General features: G+C 69.2%; 14 protein-coding genes. 6 read left to right on the forward strand and 8 right to left on the reverse strand.

Annotation, left to right across the window (positions count from 1 at the left end; all coding sequences use genetic code 11):
• Nucleotides 1-129: 129 nt before the first annotated feature.
• Nucleotides 130-1,644, reverse strand: a complete 1,515-nt coding sequence (locus SFU54_RS10250; RefSeq protein ID WP_319016175.1) for a cryptochrome/photolyase family protein — start codon at nucleotides 1,642-1,644, stop codon at nucleotides 130-132.
• Between the two features lie 81 nt (nucleotides 1,645-1,725).
• Here SFU54_RS10250 and SFU54_RS10255 point away from each other — a divergent pair, with 81 nt between their 5' ends.
• A complete protein-coding gene (locus SFU54_RS10255) occupies nucleotides 1,726-3,006 on the forward strand; it encodes a nicotinate phosphoribosyltransferase (RefSeq protein ID WP_413466602.1) in 1,281 nt (426 codons plus the stop codon).
• Between the two features lie 578 nt (nucleotides 3,007-3,584).
• Here SFU54_RS10255 and SFU54_RS10260 read toward each other — a convergent pair.
• Nucleotides 3,585-7,319 carry a chromosome segregation SMC family protein gene (locus SFU54_RS10260; protein WP_319016177.1) on the reverse strand — a complete coding sequence of 1,245 codons (3,735 nt, stop codon included), beginning with the start codon at nucleotides 7,317-7,319 and terminating at the stop codon, nucleotides 3,585-3,587.
• 126 nt (nucleotides 7,320-7,445) lie between these two features.
• Here SFU54_RS10260 and SFU54_RS10265 point away from each other — a divergent pair, with 126 nt between their 5' ends.
• Genes SFU54_RS10265 through SFU54_RS10275 form a run of 3 tightly spaced genes read left to right on the forward strand, consistent with a single transcriptional unit; the run spans nucleotide 7,446 to nucleotide 10,264 of the window.
• Complete coding sequence (locus SFU54_RS10265) at nucleotides 7,446-8,525, forward strand: GNAT family N-acetyltransferase (RefSeq protein ID WP_319016178.1); 1,080 nt, start codon at nucleotides 7,446-7,448, stop codon at nucleotides 8,523-8,525.
• A 35-nt stretch (nucleotides 8,526-8,560) separates the two neighbouring features.
• Nucleotides 8,561-9,166: a TetR/AcrR family transcriptional regulator gene (locus tag SFU54_RS10270; protein ID WP_319016179.1), complete on the forward strand. Its 606-nt coding sequence runs from the start codon at nucleotides 8,561-8,563 to the stop codon at nucleotides 9,164-9,166.
• Nucleotides 9,167-9,178: 12 nt separating this feature from the next.
• Complete coding sequence (locus SFU54_RS10275; protein ID WP_319016180.1) at nucleotides 9,179-10,264, forward strand: glycosyltransferase; 1,086 nt, start codon at nucleotides 9,179-9,181, stop codon at nucleotides 10,262-10,264.
• Between the two features lie 112 nt (nucleotides 10,265-10,376).
• Here SFU54_RS10275 and mutM read toward each other — a convergent pair whose 3' ends face one another.
• The 6 genes from mutM to SFU54_RS10305 form a co-directional block, all read right to left on the reverse strand.
• The gene (gene mutM / locus SFU54_RS10280; RefSeq protein ID WP_319016187.1) at nucleotides 10,377-11,294 is read right to left on the reverse strand and encodes a bifunctional DNA-formamidopyrimidine glycosylase/DNA-(apurinic or apyrimidinic site) lyase; all 918 of its coding nucleotides are present in this window, start codon (nucleotides 11,292-11,294) and stop codon (nucleotides 10,377-10,379) included.
• A 7-nt stretch (nucleotides 11,295-11,301) separates the two neighbouring features.
• On the reverse strand, nucleotides 11,302-11,994 hold the full coding sequence (rnc, locus tag SFU54_RS10285) for a ribonuclease III (protein ID WP_319016181.1): 693 nt from the start codon (nucleotides 11,992-11,994) through the stop codon (nucleotides 11,302-11,304).
• Nucleotides 11,995-12,007: 13 nt separating this feature from the next.
• Nucleotides 12,008-12,211, reverse strand: a complete 204-nt coding sequence (gene rpmF, locus SFU54_RS10290) for a 50S ribosomal protein L32 (RefSeq protein WP_255159904.1) — start codon at nucleotides 12,209-12,211, stop codon at nucleotides 12,008-12,010.
• 69 nt (nucleotides 12,212-12,280) lie between these two features.
• Entirely contained in the window at nucleotides 12,281-12,808 is a 528-nt protein-coding gene (locus SFU54_RS10295) for a DUF177 domain-containing protein (protein WP_319016182.1), read from the reverse strand.
• A gap of 126 nt (nucleotides 12,809-12,934) precedes the next feature.
• Nucleotides 12,935-14,302: an aspartate aminotransferase family protein gene (locus SFU54_RS10300; RefSeq protein WP_319016183.1), complete on the reverse strand. Its 1,368-nt coding sequence runs from the start codon at nucleotides 14,300-14,302 to the stop codon at nucleotides 12,935-12,937.
• Between the two features lie 41 nt (nucleotides 14,303-14,343).
• Nucleotides 14,344-15,552 carry an FAD-binding domain-containing protein gene (locus tag SFU54_RS10305; protein ID WP_319016184.1) on the reverse strand — a complete coding sequence of 403 codons (1,209 nt, stop codon included), beginning with the start codon at nucleotides 15,550-15,552 and terminating at the stop codon, nucleotides 14,344-14,346.
• A 144-nt stretch (nucleotides 15,553-15,696) separates the two neighbouring features.
• Between SFU54_RS10305 and SFU54_RS10310 the strand changes: the two genes are divergently transcribed.
• Nucleotides 15,697-15,870 (forward strand): hypothetical protein, encoded by a 174-nt coding sequence (locus SFU54_RS10310; protein ID WP_319016185.1) that lies wholly within the window; start codon nucleotides 15,697-15,699, stop codon nucleotides 15,868-15,870.
• Nucleotides 15,871-15,882: 12 nt separating this feature from the next.
• Nucleotides 15,883-16,104: hypothetical protein (locus SFU54_RS10315; protein ID WP_319016186.1), on the forward strand; the 222-nt coding region annotated here is incomplete at its 3' end.

Raw genomic sequence — 16,104 nt, forward strand, 5'->3', positions numbered from 1 at the left:
GGTTGAGGGAGTCGAGCCAGGGGATGGACGGCGTGGTCGCCAGCGAGCCCAGCGCGGCGGCGCCGAAGCACACGACGAGGGCGCCGGCCAGGAGCAGGGTGTCGTTGAGGCGGGCGCGGGCGGCGGCGGTCATCGTCCGAACTCCTCGGGGGCGACGAGTGGCAGGCGGAGGCGGCCGGCGCCTTCCCGGATGGCCCGCCGCTCGTCGGGGGCCAGGCGGTGCAAGTTCTGCACCTGCAGCCGCGTCCGCGGGTTGCCCCGCAGGCGATGCTCGTGCCGCAGCAAGAAGTCCCAGTACAGGGTCGTGAACGGGCAGGCCCCCGGCCCCGTGGCCCGCGCCGGGTCGTGCGGGCACGAGCGGCAGTAGTTGCTCATCCGCTGGATGTACTTGCCCGAGGCGACGTAGGGCTTGGAAGCCATCACGCCGCCGTCGGCGAACTGACTCATGCCGACGACGTTCGCGGGCATGACCCACGGCGTGCCGTCGACAAACGCGCCCTGAAACCACTCCGTGAGCTCGGCCGGGTCATAGCCGCGCTGCAGGGCGGCGTTGCCCAGCACCATGAGGCGCGGAATGTGGTGCGCATAGCCTGAGCCGCCGACCGTGTCGAGGGTGTGCGAGAGACAGCGGGCATCCGTCGCCGAGCCGTCGAGCGCCCACCAGTGGTGGGGCAGCGGCTGGTGCGCGGCGAGCGCGTTCGAGCGGCGCGTGTAGTCAGGGCCGAGGTGCCAGTAGAGGTGCCAGACCCAGTCGCGCCATCCGATGAGCTGGCGCACGATGCCCTCAACACTGGCCAGCGGCGCGCGGCCCGCGGCATGTTCGGCGACGACGCGGTCGACGACCTCGAGCGGGTGCAGGAGCCCGAGGTTGAGCGGCACGCTGAGGCGGGCGTGCGCCATTGTGTCGTCGCCGAGCATCATGGCGTCTTCGTAGGGCCCGAAGTCGGTGAGCCGTGTCTCGACAAAGTCGTCAAGCGCGGCGAGCGCTTCGGCCCGCGTCGCCGCAAACTGGCGCGGTCCGTCGTGCCCGAGAAAGCGCACGCCCTCGGCGTCGAGACGATCGAGCTCGGCGCGCACCTCGGCGTCGATGTCGTCTTCGACCGGACGCCACGGCGCGGGCAGACCGAGGCTCTCGGCACCCTTCGGCGGCGGCTGACGATTGTCGGCGTCGAAGCTGAACTGCCCGCCCTCCGGCCCGCCCGGCGTCATCAAGATGCCGGTGCGCTCGCGCACGTCGCGATAGAAGCGATCCATGACGAGCTGGGTCGGCTTGCGACCAGCGGCCCAGGTAGCGAAGTCGTGCTCACTCGTCACAAACCCCCGCGATGGCAGGATGCTCGCTCCAAGCTCGCGCACCAGGCGCCGCGCGGCCCACGACGGAGGGTCGATCGACTCGAGTGCCCCGCCCGCGAGCCCCGCATCCGTCAGCGCCGCGCGATAGCTGCTCGCCTGCAGAAACGTGCCACGCTCGCCCAACTCGCGCGCGCGGTGCCGCAGCGCCGTGAGGTAGAGGTGGGCCTTCTGTCGGTGCGTGGGCCGGCGGCGGAAGACCGTGGTGTTCTCGATGAGCACGATCGGCCCGCCGTCGTCGAACGCCGGGCCAAGCTGCTCCGCCGTGAGCCAGCGAGTCGGCACGTTCGTCATGGTGCCGAGACTAGGCGGCCTCGCCGCGCCTAGGCTGAGCGCGTGACGACCGCACTGCGCACCGACCGCTATGAGCTCACGATGCTCGAGGCCGCCCTGCGCTCGGGACGGGCTCACCGCGAGTGTGTCTTCGAAGTGTTTGCGCGGCGCCTGCCCGGCGAGCGTCGCTACGGAGTGCTCGCGGGCACGGGGCGCGTGCTCGACGCCATCAGTGCGTTTCGGTTCGGGATGCCCGAGCTCGACTTTCTCGCCAACGAGCGCATCGTCGATGAGGCCACCCTTGCGTTTCTCGCCGACTATCGCTTCTCGGGCCACGTTGAGGGATACCGCGAGGGCGAGGTCTACTTTCCGGGTTCTCCCGTGCTCACGGTGCGCGGGACCTTTGCTGAGGCCGTGCTGCTAGAAACCGTCGTGCTGAGCGTGCTGAACGGCGACTCGGCTGTGGCGACGGCGGCGGCGCGCATGGTCGCGGCGGCGGATGGGCATCCGATTGCCGAAATGGGCTCTCGGCGCACGGGCGAATATGCAGCCGTCGCTGCCGCGCGCGCGGCCTACATCGCGGGATTCAGCGCCACGTCGAACCTCGAAGCGGGGCGCACCTGGGGCATTCCCACGATGGGCACCGCGGCGCACGCCTTCACGCTGCTGCACGACTCTGAAGAAGAGGCGTTTCGCGCCCAGGTTGCCGCGCTGGGCACGGCTACGACGCTGCTCGTCGACACCTACGACGTGCGGCAGGGAGTCGAGACCGCGATTCGCGTCGCGGGGCCGTCGCTCGGCGGCGTGCGTCTCGACTCGGGCGACCTACCCGCGCTCGTGCGCGAGGTGCGCGCACAGCTCGACGCGCTCGGGGCCACCGGCACGCGCATTGTTGTCACAAGCGACCTTGACGAACACACCATCGCGGCGCTGCGCGCCGCGCCTGTCGACGCATTCGGCGTCGGCACCTCGGTCGTCACTGGCTCGGGGTCGCCCGCCGCGGGCTTCGTCTACAAGCTCGTCGCACGACGCGATCGCGATGGGGACGAGTGGATGCCCGTAGCGAAGGCCTCGACCGGCAAAGCCTCGATCGGCGGAGCCAAGCGTGCCGAACGACTGCTGCGCAACGGCGTAGCGGTTGCGGAACGCATCGTCATCGACGACGACCACGACGGCCTGCCCGAGGCCGCAACCCCGGCCGACCTCACCGCGCGCCCCCTCACGGTCGCGCTCATGACCGATGGCGAGGCGGATGCGCGCTGGCTCGGCCCGGCCGGCGTCGCCGCGGCGCGCGAGCACTGCGCCGCCGCGGTCGCCGAGCTGCCCGCCGCCGCCTTGCGCCTCAGCCGCGGGGAGCCCGCGCTGCCCACGCTCTCGGTCTAGACCTAGCCCTCCGCCCGCCCGTCGCTCGCCGTCTCCCCACCCCCACCCGGCCCACTTCCGCTACTCCAGGCTCTGCCGCTCACGCTGCCGCCCGCTCTGCCGTCCACCCTGCCGTCCACCTTGCCGTCCACCCGGCGGCCCGCCCTGCCGCTCGGCGTGCCGAACGGCCTGCCGAACGCCTCTGCGGACCGCACTGGTCGGACACTTTCGTGCCGCACGCTCCCCAATCGCAGGAACAGTGATCGACTTTGCTCGAATTCTTCCTTCGATTGGGGAGCGTGCGGGGCGAGAATGCGGCACGCATGCGCGCGCGGCGCGCGAGTTCGGCATGCGTGCGCGTACGGGCGAGCGCTAGCGATGGCTCATGCCGATTGCGGCAGCCGGCAGCGGGCAGCGGGCAGCGATGGAGTGAACTGCGGCATAAGCGCGGCGGGCCAGGGGGCCACGGCGGGCCAAGAAGGGGCAGTGAGGCACGGGGCAACGCACGGCCAGGCATGGCAGCGCACGGCGCCTGAGCCGGGCAGGACCCAGGCACCGGTGGGCCGCCGCGCGGCGGGCACGGCGGCGCGCGGCAGCGACTAGCTCGCGCGCTCGTCGGGGGATTGCACGCGCTGCCCCACGACCGCGCTCACGCCGTCTTGGCGCATCGAAACGCCGTAGAGAGCATCCGCAATCTCCATCGTGCGTTTTTGGTGCGTGATGATGATCAGCTGCGAGTTCTGGCGCAGGTCGCGGAAGATCGTGAGCAAGCGGCCGAGGTTGGCGTCGTCGAGCGCGGCCTCGACCTCGTCCATGATGTAAAACGGGCTGGGGCGAGCCTTGAAGATGGCGATGAGCAGCGCCACGGCCGCGAGCGAGCGCTCTCCACCGCTCAGCAAGCTCAAGCGCTCGATCTTCTTGCCCGCGGGCTTGACTGTGACCTCGATGCCCGTCGTGAGCATGTTGTCGGGGTCGGTGAGCGTGAGACTACCCACGCCGCCGGGGAACAAAATCGGGAAGACAACATCGAACGCCGCCTGCGTGTCGGCGAAGGCCGCGGCGAAGATCGTCTGCATCGTTGCGTCGACCTCGTCGATGATCGTCAACAGGTCGCGGCGCGTGTTGGCGAGGTCAGTCAGTTGCTCGGTGAGGAACTTGTGGCGCTGCTCGAGCGCCGCAAACTCTTCGAGTGCGAGCGGATTGACGCGACCCAGCTGGCTGAGCTTGCGCTCGGCGCGCGCGAGGCGTGCCTGCTGCTCACTGCGGTCGAAAGGCTTGCCTGCGGGCACTCCGGTGGGCTGGTTGTCGCTCTCGAGCCCATCGTCGTCGCCAGCGGCCGATTCTGCAGACGTTCGCGCCCGCGACGCCGCCACGATCGCCGCCACGCGCTCGGACTCTTCGTCTGAAGTCGGGTCGAACGCGGGCGCGTCGGGGTCAGGGTCGACGCGCGCCGCGGCCTCGGCGGCGATCGCGTCGGCGACAGCGCGTGCGGCCTCGGTGAGAGCGTCATCGTCGGGCACAGGCACGTCGGGCCCATACTCGGCCACGAGCACCTCTTCGACGAGGCCAAGCTCGTCACCCGCGCGCTCGAGCAACTGCGAGAGGTGCAACTTCTTCTCGTAGATCTGCAGCTCGAGGCCGTGCACGCCCTCGGTGATCGCGGAAAGACGCTCACGCAGCGAACTCTCGGTGCGGCGCAGCTCGAGCAGTTCATCGTTCTGGGCGGCGCGCTCGCTCTCGCGCTGAGCGAGCGCCACACGCGCTTCGGCGACCGAGCGGTCGATCGCCTCTTGCACGGCGGGCAGCGCGGCGGCAACGGACGTCGCCCGTTGCACTTGACGCTGCCGCAGCACAGCCCGGCGCGCCGACTCGTCGGCCGCGGCCTTCTCGGCGATGCGGCGCTTCTCGAGTTGCTCGGCGGCATCGACGGCGGCGCGCACTCGCTCGCGCACGGTCTCGAGTTCGATGCGTCGCTCGAGTTCAGCAGCGCGCGCCGCCTCGAGGTCGGCGAGCAACTCGTCACGCGAGCTCGCGTCAAGCATCGGCCGCGGGCGGGCGGCAAACTCCTCGTGCTCGGCTTGGGCGCGCTCAACGGCCGTCTCGGCCTCGCGCACCGACTCGTGGGCAGAATCCACGCCGAGCGCGAGTCGGGCAGCTTCGCCCTCTGCGGCCTCGGCCTGGGCGCGAGCGCGCGAGACCTGCTCGCTGCGGGCCGCGCGCTGAGCATCCTGATCGCGCACCGCGGCGAGGGCGTCGGTCGCTGCCTGCTTCGCGGTGGCGAGTGCCGCGCGGGTGTCGTCGAGGGTTCCGCGGGCGCGTTCGATTGCGGTGGCGACGTCGGTGAGGGCGACGGATGCTGCATCGCGCTCGGCCGTGAGCTCGAGCCTGCTGCGCCCCGCGCCCGATCCCCCGCGCAAGACCGACCGCGTGAGCACGTCGCCCTGCCGCGTGACAACGCTCACCGAGTCGACCGTGTCGAGTTTCTCGATCGCGGGCCAGGCGGATCGCGCGGCCGCCAGATCATCGGCAATCAGGGTGCGCGCGAGCAGCGCCCGCACGCCCGCGGGGGCCGTGACGACGTCGACGGCCGGGGTGAGCCCACCGACGCTCGCGAGCGAGTCGGTCGCCCGGCCGCCAACCTCGGCGAGCACGACGTCGACGCGGCCCGCTTCGGCGGCGTGCGCACGTTCGAGGGCCTTGAGCCCCGCGTCGAGGTCGTCGGCGAGGGCGGCGTCGGCGAGCGTGCCGAGGGCAGCGGCGATGGCGGCTTCGAATCCGGCGCGCACCTGCAGGTGATCGCTCACGAGGCCGCGAATGCCCGAACTGCCGACGAGCCCCGTGGCCCCGTCGCCCGAGTCGACCGCTTGCGAGAGGGCGCTGACGCGCGCGGCGAGAGCATCGCGTTCGCGTTCGAGGGCGTGCAGGGCCTCGCGCTCGGTGTCGATGCGCCCGCTAAGTTCGGTGACGCGCGCGTCGGCCTCGGCAAGCGCGGCGTCAAGGCTGCGGGTGGCGTCGGTTCCGTCGCCGTCGTCGAGCGCGGGCAGGGCCGCGAGTTCGGCGCGCGTCGCTTCTTGGCGCTGCACGGCGGCCTCGAGTGCGTTCTGCTGACGCAGCAGTTCGCCGCGCGCGGCCGCGAGCGTCGAGCGAGCAACGTCGACGCGGCTCGCGAGTGCCGCGAGCTGCAGGTCATGCTGTGAGACGAGCGCACTCTGCTCGGCGATCTCGTCGTCGAGCGCGTCGAGCGTGGCACGCGCTGTCGCGGTGCGAGCCGCGACCTCGCCGACGAGCCGCTCGGCCGCGGCAACACCCTCGCGCAGAGCAACAGCGTCGGCGCGAGCCTCATCCACTTGCGCTTGCGTGATCGACAGCGAGAGTCCGGGTAGCTCGGTCTGCTGGCTCAGTAGCGTGAGTTTCTGCTGCGTCAGACTCGAGAGGCTGCGCACGCGCTCTTGCACTTGCTCGAGCTCGAAGGCCACGCGTCGGGCTTCGTCAACCGCGTCACCCACTTGCTGCGACTCGATGCGCTGCACCCGCAAGCGGGTTTGGTCGAGCTGGCTTTGCACGACGATGCGTTCACTCGTGCGTTCGCTCTCGGTGCGGGCGTGGTCGGCGAGCGAGGTGCGCAGGGCGACGACGTCGTCGGCCAAGAGGCGAGCCCGAGCATCCCGAACGATCGCGGCGATTGTTTGTGCCTCGCGCGCAATCTCGGCCTGACGACCGAGCGGCGTCAGCTGCCGGCGAATCTCGCCAGCCAAGTCACTCAAGCGCGTGAGGTTGGCCTGCATGGCCTCGAGCTTGCGCACGGTCTTTTCTTTGCGGCGGCGGTGCTTGAGAATTCCGGCGGCCTCTTCGATGAAGCCGCGGCGGTCGTCGGGGCTCGCGTGCAGCACGGCGTCGAGCTGGCCCTGGCCGACGATGACGTGCATCTCGCGGCCGAGGCCCGAGTCGCTCAGCAGTTCTTGCACGTCGAGCAAGCGGCAGGCCGTGCCGTTGATCGCATACTCACTACCGCCATTGCGGAAGAGTGTGCGTGAAATCGTCACTTCGCTGTATTCGATCGGCAGGGCGCCGTCGGCGTTGTCGATCGTCAGTTGCACTTCGGCACGACCGAGCGGCCCGCGCGTGGTCGTGCCGGCAAAGATGACGTCTTCCATCTTGCCGCCGCGCAGGGTCTTGGCGCCCTGCTCGCCCATGACCCAGGCGAGAGCGTCGACGACGTTCGACTTGCCCGAACCGTTGGGGCCGACGATGCACGTGACGCCCGTTTCGAACTGGAATGTGGTCGGCTGCGCGAACGACTTGAAGCCCTTGATTGTGAGGCTCTTGAGATGCACGCGCTGCCCCCCTTTGCTGGCTCGGTCGTCAACAGTGACCGGCGCGATGCGCAAAACGGTCAGGGCTACCGTATCGGTTCGCGCGGGGCTATTCTGGCGGGCTGCCCACCTGCAGAAGGAGCCCTCATGTCTGTCATCACGATCACCGAGGTCGTCATCCCCGCGTCACTCGACGCACCCGATGCCGACGAGTTTCTCGCGTGCGTCGAGCTGCGCAACATCGTCAACCGGTTCGACTCGGGCACCGACGACAATCACTTCACCGCGGCCGAACTCTTGCCGGGCTGGCAGAAGACCTCGTTCGAACCCAAGCGCCTCTTTGCGGCTCGCCTCGACGGCCGCCTGGTCGGGCGCGGCATCTTCGAGACCCGCACCGACGAAGCAGCCGACACGGCCTGGATGCATGTCGAAGTGCTTCCGGATGCTCGCGGCAAGGGCGTCGGAGAAGCCCTCGCTCGACACCTCGAGGCCGTCGCGCTCGACGAGGGGCGCACTCGCGCGATCGTCTACGCCCCGTCATGGAAGACCGGGGGTATTCGCATTCCCGCGCCGACGGGATTCGGCTCGGTACCCGCCGGCACACCCGAAGTGCGGCTGTTGCAGAGCATGGGCTACCGGCTCGAGCAAGTGGAGCGCGGCAGCCGCCTGACGCTACCCTCGCCCGGGTTGCCCGAGCTGCTGCAGGCCGCGCAACAGGCCGCCGGCCCCGACTACCGCGTTCACACGTGGTCGGGCGCCACCCCGCCCGAGTGGCGAGAAGACATCGCCCACCTGCTCACGCGCATGAGCACTGACGCACCTACGGCGGGCCTTGAAGAACCCGAAGACCCGTGGACGGTCGAGCGTCTGCTCGAAGACGAAGCCCTCGAGGCATCGAGCCCGCGCACTCCCGTGATCGCGGCGGTCGAACACGTGCCCACCGGCAGGCTCGTCGGTTTCACCGAGCTCACGGTGCCCGCCGAGAGCGATCGTCCCGCGGCGCAAGAAGACACCATCGTGCTGCGCGAGCACCGCGGGCATCGACTCGGCATGCTGCTCAAAGCCGCGAATCTGGTGTGGCTCGAGCAGGTGTCGCCCGGGCATCCCTCGGTCATCACCTACAACGCCGAAGAGAACCGGCACATGCTCGCGGTCAACGAGGCGCTCGGCTTCGTTCCGTTCGTCTACGAGGGCGCGTGGCGAAAGGATCTCGTCGCGGCCTCTTGACACCGTCGGTCGTTTTCGTGTTAATAGCAACTAACATGAAAACGACCCGCCCCTACGCCCAAACCGAGCGCCGTGCCGCGACCGAGCGCACGCGCACGGCGATTCTTGACGCCGGACTCGACCTCAGTCGCGAGAAGCTCAGTGTCGAAATCGTGCTGAACGATGTCGCCGAGCGCGCTGGCGTCACCGTGCAGACGGTGCTGCGGCACTTCGGCACCCGCGAGGGCTTGTTTGCGGCACTGCACGAATACGGCACCGCGCGCGTCACGCACGAGCGCCTCGCGCCCGTGGGCGACGTCGTCACGGGCATTCGCGTGCTCGTCGACCACTACGAGACCTCGGGCGACATGAGCCTCAGTTTTCTCGCTCAAGAGCGCACCGACGAGCGCGTGCGCGCCATCACGACGGCGGGCAAAGCCTTGCATCGCGAGTGGGTCACCACGGTGCTCGGCTCGCTCGTCGACAACGACACAGCCGCCATCGACGAACTCGTCGTGGTGACCGACGTTTATGCCTGGAAGCTGTTGCGCCGCGACCGCGCGCTCTCGCGCGACGACACCGAGCACCGGATGCTCTCACTCACCCGCGCCGTCATCGAGCACCACCGCCTCTCCCCCACCTCCACCCCCACTCGCTCCTGAAAGGAATCGACCATGACCAGCTACTTGCTCGCGACCTGGAGCGGCGGCGGCAACGTGCCCCCCGCCCTCGCCATCGCCGCCGAACTCGTTCGCCGTGGCGACACCGTGCGCGTCATCGGCCACAACGACCAGCGCGGCGCCATTGAAGCCGCGGGCTTCGCGTTCGAGCCGTATCCGACCGGCACGCAATGGGTAGGCGCCGAGGGGTCAAGCCCCGTGGCCATGTTCCGCATGTTCTGCGACGCAGCCCTCGGCGACGATGTTGTCGCCTCCCTCACGCGCGAGCCGGTTGATGCGGTCATCGTCGACTGCATGCTGCTCGGCGTGCTTGCCCGGGTGCAGCAGTCGGGCGCGCGCACGATCGTGGTGGCCCACTCGTTCATGAGCTTCTGGCACCGCTGGCGGCGCAACCCCCTCACAGCCCTCTTCAGCGCGCGCCTCGGCGCTCGCGCCGATCGGCTCTGGGATGCCGCCGACGCCGTGATTGTCACGGCCTTGCCCGAACTCGATGCGGCATCGAGCGACGCCGGGCCCACGTGGGTCGGCCCCGTGGTGCCGGCGGAGTCGGCTGCGAGCTCAGGCGACGCCGTGCTCGTGAGCCTCAGCAGCATCAACCTGCCCGGCCAGCGCGCCGTACTGCAGCGCGCGATCGACGCCGTCGCCGAACTCGAACTGCCGCTCATCGTGACGACGGGGCCCGCCATGAGCGCCGACGACCTTCGTCTGCCGGCCGGTGCCGAGGTGCACGCCTACCTGCCGCACCCCGAAGCCATGCGCCGCGCGCGTCTTGTCATCGGACACGGCGGGCACGGCACGACCATGACCGCACTCGCGCACGACCTGCCGCTTGTGATGATTCCCCTGCACCCCATGATCGATCAGCCCATGGTCGCCGCCGCCGTTGAGCAGGCCGGCGCCGGCATCGCGCTGAAGAAGAACGCGAGCTCGCGCGCGATCGCCGCAGCCGTGCGGCGCGTGCTCGATGAGCCGTCGTACCGCGCGGGGGCGGCGCGACTGGGGGCGAGCATCCGCGAGACGCATGCTGCGGCTGCAGCGGCGGATCGCATCGCGCACGCACTCGCCGCGACTCCCGCTTAGCCGCGACCGCTCGACGGTGCTGCCGCGCTACGCAGGCGAGGCAGCACCGCCGTCGTACGCACGCGCGACAACAGCGCCGCGGCGTTAACGGATGCGCGGCACCGCCGCCTCGTCAGCGGATGCGCTGGCAGCGCGGGCAGAAGTGGGAGCCGCGGTTCATGAACTGTTCGCGCACGATCGGCCGCTCGCAACGCGGGCACGGCTTGCCCTGCTGGCCGTAGGCGCGCAGCGAGTGGCTGAAGTAGCCCGAGGCCCCGTTGACGTTGACGTATTGCGCGTCGAAGCTCGTGCCGCCCTCGTCGAGCGCACGGCGCAGCACGATGCGCACCTCCTCGAGCAGCTCGCGGGCTTTGCGCGTCGAAAGCGTCTCGGTCGGCTGGTCGTAGTGCACGCGCGCCGCCCACAGCGCCTCGTCGGCATAAATGTTGCCGATGCCGCTCACGAGCGTCTGGTCGAGCAACGCGCGCTTGACCGTCGTGCGCTTCGCCTGCAGGCGGCGCAAAAAGGCGCGCTCGTCGAACGCGGGGTCGAGCGGGTCGCGCGCAATATGGGCAACTTGGCTCGGGATGCTCGCCAGCGGCAACCCATACCCCGCCGCCGCGCCATCGCGCGTCGGCACCAGCGCGTCCACGGCCATTGAGCCGAAGATGCGCTGGTCGACAAAGTCGACTCGCAACGGGCCGTGCAGTGGATGCGTCAGCGAGAACCTGATGCGCGTGAGCGCCGCGGCATCGGCCGAGGGGTCACGCAACAACACTTGCCCGCTCATTCCGAGGTGGGCGACGAGGGCTTCGGCAGGAGCATCCGTCGACGAATCGAGCGGCGGCTCAATCGGCACCCACAGAAACTTGCCGCGCCGCACCGCTCCGCGCAGCCGGGCGCCCGTCAGTCGTTCGATGAAGTCTTCGGCGGGGCCGTCGTGGCGCTTGAGCGAGCGCTCGTCGAGCACCTCAACGGCGTCGATCGTGGCTCCGGAGACGGCGGGGTGCAGGCCGTGGCGCACGACCTCGACTTCGGGCAGCTCGGGCACGGTGGCGTCAGCGCCGCGCTTGAAGCACGGTGCACGCTTCGAGCGCGGCACCCATTTCGGCCTGCTTCTTGCTCGTGCCCTCGCCCGAGGCGATCGCCTCGTCGGCGATCATGACCGTGGCCGTGAAAACCTTGGAGTGGTCGGGGCCGTTGCCCGAGATGGCATAGACGGGGGCGGGCAGGCCGAGTTGGGCGGCTAGTTCTTGTAGCGCCGTCTTCGGGTCCATGGCCGTGCCGAAGCGGTCGGGGTCGGCCATGAGCGAGTCGACCAGGCGCAGCACGAGCGCCGTGGCGACGTCGGCGCCGCGGTCGAGATAGGTCGCACCAATGAGTGCCTCGACGGTGTCGGCGAGAATCGACGACTTCTCTCGGCCTCCGGTGAGCTCTTCGCCCTTGCCGAGCTTGAGGTGATCGCCGAGGGCGATCGAGCGCGCCACTTCGGCGAGCGCCGCCGACGAGACGAGCGAGGCCCGACGCTTCGCGAGGTCACCCTCGGGCAGGTCGGGGTAGCTCTCATAGAGCATGACCGTGACGGCCTGGCCGAGAATCGAGTCGCCCAAGAATTCGAGGCGCTCGTTCGTGGCAGCGCCGCCGTGCTCATAGGCCCACGAGCGATGCGTGAGCGCCAGTTCGAGCAATTCGGGCGCGATCGTTACCCCGAGCTCGCGCTCGAGGGCAGAACGATCATCTGACGGCGTCATGCCGACAGCAAGATCAAACGTCGGCGACCTTGCGGCCCTTGTACTCCATGTACAGGGGCGTGCCGGCGGAGTCTTCGACCACCTTGGCGCGGTGCGGAAGGCTGTAGACAACCTTGCCGTTCTCGACGGTCTTCACGAGGGTCGGCACAGACGCCTTCCACTGTGAGCGGCGCGAGTTCGTGTTCGAACGCGACATCTTCCGCTTGGGAACAGCCATGGTGGTTCTTCTCTCTGTCAGGCCATCACGCGCGCGCGTGCTGGTGAGGTTGTGGGGTGCAGCGCAGCCCTAGTTTTCGTCGGTCTCGCGAACGAGACCTTCGAGCGCCGCCCAGCGAGGATCGAGCACCTCGCGGGGCTCTCGCGGGCCGGAATCTGCCAAACGCTCGCCGGTCTCAGGGTCAAGACCAGGGCAATCGTCGCGGCACACCGGCTGAAACGGGAGCGACAGCACGACAGCGTCTCGAACAACCGGTTCACAATCCACGTGATCATCGTGAACCAAGAAGTCGTACGCGTCGTCTTGAGAATACGCGAAAACCTCCTGGAATTCGACTTCGACCGCGAGCGTGACGGGGTCAAGACACCGCACGCACTCCCCCGCTGCCGTCGTGCGCACCGAACCCGTCACCAAGATTCCGTCGTGCAAGCCTTCAAGGCGCAGGTCGAGCTCGAGCTCCGTGCCCGCAGCAACCACGGCAATTCCGGCACCCAATTGCTCGGGCACGGCAAACGTCAGTTGCTTCTCGCGCATCTCGCCGGGGCGGTGCACAAGGTCGCGAACGTTCACGCGGTAGGGGTTGGTCGAAGAAGACATAGCCCCCCATCGTACCGCCGCGCGGCTGGGCGACGAGCGCCGGGCGGGTGCGGCTAACGTGGAACGGCCGCGAGCATCCCTCGCCCGATCGCAAGGGGTGCCCGCGGCCTCAGAAACGGTACGTCGCTAGTTCTGCGCAACCGCCGAGAAAGCGCCGTCATATGCCTGCAAGGCGACTGCGACTTGCTCGGGAGTCACGATGCACGGCGGCACCACGTGAATGCGGTTGTCGGCCGCGAACGGCAACACCTTGCGCGCCATGAGCTCGGCCTTGATGCGGTTGATGACATCGGCGCCCACGGGCTCGCGCGTGCCGCGGTCGGTCACGAGGTCGAGCGCCCAGAAGACGCCCAAGCCGCGCACCTCACCGATCATGGGGTGCTTCTCAGCGAGCGCCCGCAGGCCGGGGCCCAAGTGCTTCTCGCCGATCATCTTGGCGTTGTCGACGACGCCCTCGTCGGTCATCGCGTCGAGCGCGGCCACGATCGAGGCGGCGGCGAGCGGATGCCCGCTGTAGGTGAGTCCGCCCGGAAACACGCGCTCGGCAAAGTGCCCCGAGAACCGCGGCGAGAGCACGATGCCGCCCACGGGCACGTAGCCCGAGTTGACGCCCTTGGCGAACGTGATCAAGTCAGGACGAGCCCCCGTGGGGTTGATTTCGGCACCCTGCCACGCGAACCACTCACCGGTGCGGCCGAAGCCCGACATGACCTCGTCGGCAATCCAGACGATGTCGTACTTATCGCACAGCGCCCGCACGCCCTCGAGGTAGCCGGGGGGCGGCGTGAGCACACCGGCCGTGCCGGGCACGGTCTCGAGCAAGATCGCCGCGATGGTCTGCGGGCCTTGGGCCTGAATCGTGCGCTCAAGGTGGTGCAGCGCCCGCTGCGACTCTTGCTCGGGGCTGTCGCTCCAGAACTCTGAGCGGTAGGCGAAGGGGCCGAAGACGTGCACGTGTCCGCGCGAGTATTCGTTGGGCATCCGTCGCCAGTCGCCCGTCGAGACGATGGCAGCTCCGGTGTTGCCGTGGTAGCTGCGGTAGGTGCTGATGACCTTGTCACGGCCGGTCACGAGGCGTGCCATACGAATGGCGTTTTCGTTGGCGTCGGCGCCGCCGTTGGTGAAGAAGACCTGCGAGTAGCCGGGGCCGGCCTTCTCGACGATGCGCTTGGCAGCCTCGCCGCGCACGAGCGCCGCGTGGGCGGGAGCCACCGTGGCGAGCTCGGCCGCCTGGTGCTGAATCGCCGCCACAACCTTGGGGTGCGAGTGGCCGATGTTGGTGTTGACGAGCTGGCTCGAGAAGTCGAGGTAGGTGTCGCCGTCGTAGGTATAGACGTCGCAGCCCGAGGCGCTCGCGACCACGAAGGGCTTCAGTGCCCCCTGCGCGCTCCACGAGTGAAAGACGAACTCACGGTCAAGTTCGAAGGCGCGGGCGCCGTCGGCGGGGTCGTGAGCGGGTGCTGCTGAGGTTGACCGGTTCACTGTGTCGGTCATGGCTATCAGTCCTTGAGTCGAAGGAATGGGGAGTGTGCCCATTATCGCCGGTCAGCCCCGAGTTCTTGCTCGCGCAGAAGTGCAGGAATGCGCTCGCGGAACAGAAAGAAGCCGCGCGTGGCGTGCGGCCAAGCGTGGGCATCCCATGGGCGCAGCAGGCGTGTGAGGGTGATGCCCTCGGGGGCGAGGGCGCGCTCAAGCGCGTCGAGGCGATCGCGTACAGGGCCGACGGGCGCATAGGGGGTGACGAGCTGCGTGGCATCGTGCGCGTGCATCCAGGGCAGAATCGCGGATGCCGTAAGCCCGTCGAGCGCGCTGGCCTCCGCACCGTAGTGCGCGCCGCCACGCTCGCGGCCATCGGCGAGCGCCGCGACGACGAACTCGGCCACCGGCGCTGCGGAGCCCTCTCGCGAGGTCGCCGCCGGGCTCGCGACCGCCACGACCTCGGGGCCGCTCAGGTCGAGGCTCTCGGCGTGCAGGTCGTCGTCGTGCAGTAACACGGCGACGCGGCCTTTCGGGAGCGGCTCGGGTCGCGGTGCGGGGCCGGGCGCGGGCAGCGGCGCGTCGTCGTCAACGGCCGGGGCCCCGGCCGCGAGCCCGCGCGGGCTGAAGCGGCCCTCGGTCGCGAACTCGATGTTCTGCGTCGTGGCGAGGTAGGTCTTGCCGACCGTCTGCAGGCCCGCGACCCACCGCCAGCTCAGGGTGTTCGACGCCGGGTCGCCATCGAGCAAGTGGCGCAGAAAGAAGTCGGCGCCGAGCTGCCAAGGCAGGCGCAGCGTGAAGATCCAGATGCTCGCGAACCACATGCGCGCGTGGTTGTGCAGGTAGCCGAGCTCGACGAGCTCACGCGCCCAGTCGTCAAAGCCCTCGATGCCCGTTCGCCCACCGATCGCGGACTCGTAAGTGGCGCGGTCTTCGCTCGTGAGCGCCGCGAGCGCGGGCTCGATGGCGGCGGTGTAGCGCGCCCAAACGCTCGGCCGCAGTTCGAGCCAGCCCTTCCAGTAGGTGCGCCAATAGACCTCTTGCACGAACTTGCTCGCTGCATCGAGCGAGTGCCGCTGCAGCACGGCCTCGACGACCTCGCGCTCGGTGACGAGCCGGTGCCGCACCCAGGGCGAGAGGGTCGACACGTTCGAGCGATCCCCCGGGCCTCGGTCAGTGTTGCGCTCGGCGGCGTAAGCCCGCCCGGCACGCGGAACAAACTCGGCGAGCCGCGCCAGCCCGGCCGCGCGCGTGGGTTCGAACGTCATGCCCTTATCGTGCGGCACAGCGGCTGAGAGGGGGCGGGATGCTCGCAGCGGGCATCCCGAGCCCACTCGCTCGCAGCACGGTGGAAAGTCCCGTTCACCGTCAGAGGCCGGGCGTATGCTGGGCCTCGCGCGAGAGGAGCAGGCATGACTGACAACGAACGGGCGTCACAGATCGAGTCAGATCAACGCGCTGCCCTCATCGCGGCGATCCAGGTAGGTGCTGACGATATCCGGGATGGCCATTTCGATAATGTCGACAACCCGATGGTGTGGGTCAACTCGGTCGAAAAGACGACCACCCAACAATCTGTCGCATAAGTGTCGGCGTACGTGCTGCGCATCTCGGCAGCCGCCCGCTTTGACGTGCGCGAGGCCCTGGAGTACAGCGAGATCCGTTTCGGGCCTGACGCAAAACAGCGTTACGCACGGTTGATTGCCCGTGCACTTGACGACATCACATCCGATCCGCTGAGCATTGGCAGCCGAGAACGGCCCGAACTCGGCGACGGGATCATCGCGCGACACCTCAGCGCAAGCGCGAAAGGCTCCGGG

It is taken from the genome of Microcella sp., assembly GCF_033763155.1.
GTDB lineage: Bacteria > Actinomycetota > Actinomycetes > Actinomycetales > Microbacteriaceae > Microcella.

Excerpts from the sequence above, each read along its gene's own strand:
- rpmF (WP_255159904.1), bottom strand. The coding sequence starts at position 12,211 with ATGGCTGTTCCCAAGCGGAAGATGTCGCGTTCGAACACGAACTCGCGC.
- SFU54_RS10255 (WP_413466602.1), top strand. The coding sequence starts at position 1,726 with ATGCTCGAGGCCGCCCTGCGCTCGGGACGGGCTCACCGCGAGTGTGTC.
- SFU54_RS10250 (WP_319016175.1), bottom strand. The coding sequence starts at position 1,644 with ATGACGAACGTGCCGACTCGCTGGCTCACGGCGGAGCAGCTTGGCCCG.
- SFU54_RS10275 (WP_319016180.1), top strand. The coding sequence starts at position 9,179 with ATGACCAGCTACTTGCTCGCGACCTGGAGCGGCGGCGGCAACGTGCCC.
- SFU54_RS10270 (WP_319016179.1), top strand. The coding sequence starts at position 8,561 with ATGAAAACGACCCGCCCCTACGCCCAAACCGAGCGCCGTGCCGCGACC.
- SFU54_RS10310 (WP_319016185.1), top strand. The coding sequence starts at position 15,697 with ATGACTGACAACGAACGGGCGTCACAGATCGAGTCAGATCAACGCGCT.
- SFU54_RS10300 (WP_319016183.1), bottom strand. The coding sequence starts at position 14,302 with ATGACCGACACAGTGAACCGGTCAACCTCAGCAGCACCCGCTCACGAC.
- rnc (WP_319016181.1), bottom strand. The coding sequence starts at position 11,994 with ATGACGCCGTCAGATGATCGTTCTGCCCTCGAGCGCGAGCTCGGGGTA.
- SFU54_RS10305 (WP_319016184.1), bottom strand. The coding sequence starts at position 15,552 with ATGACGTTCGAACCCACGCGCGCGGCCGGGCTGGCGCGGCTCGCCGAG.
- SFU54_RS10265 (WP_319016178.1), top strand. The coding sequence starts at position 7,446 with ATGTCTGTCATCACGATCACCGAGGTCGTCATCCCCGCGTCACTCGAC.
- SFU54_RS10295 (WP_319016182.1), bottom strand. The coding sequence starts at position 12,808 with ATGTCTTCTTCGACCAACCCCTACCGCGTGAACGTTCGCGACCTTGTG.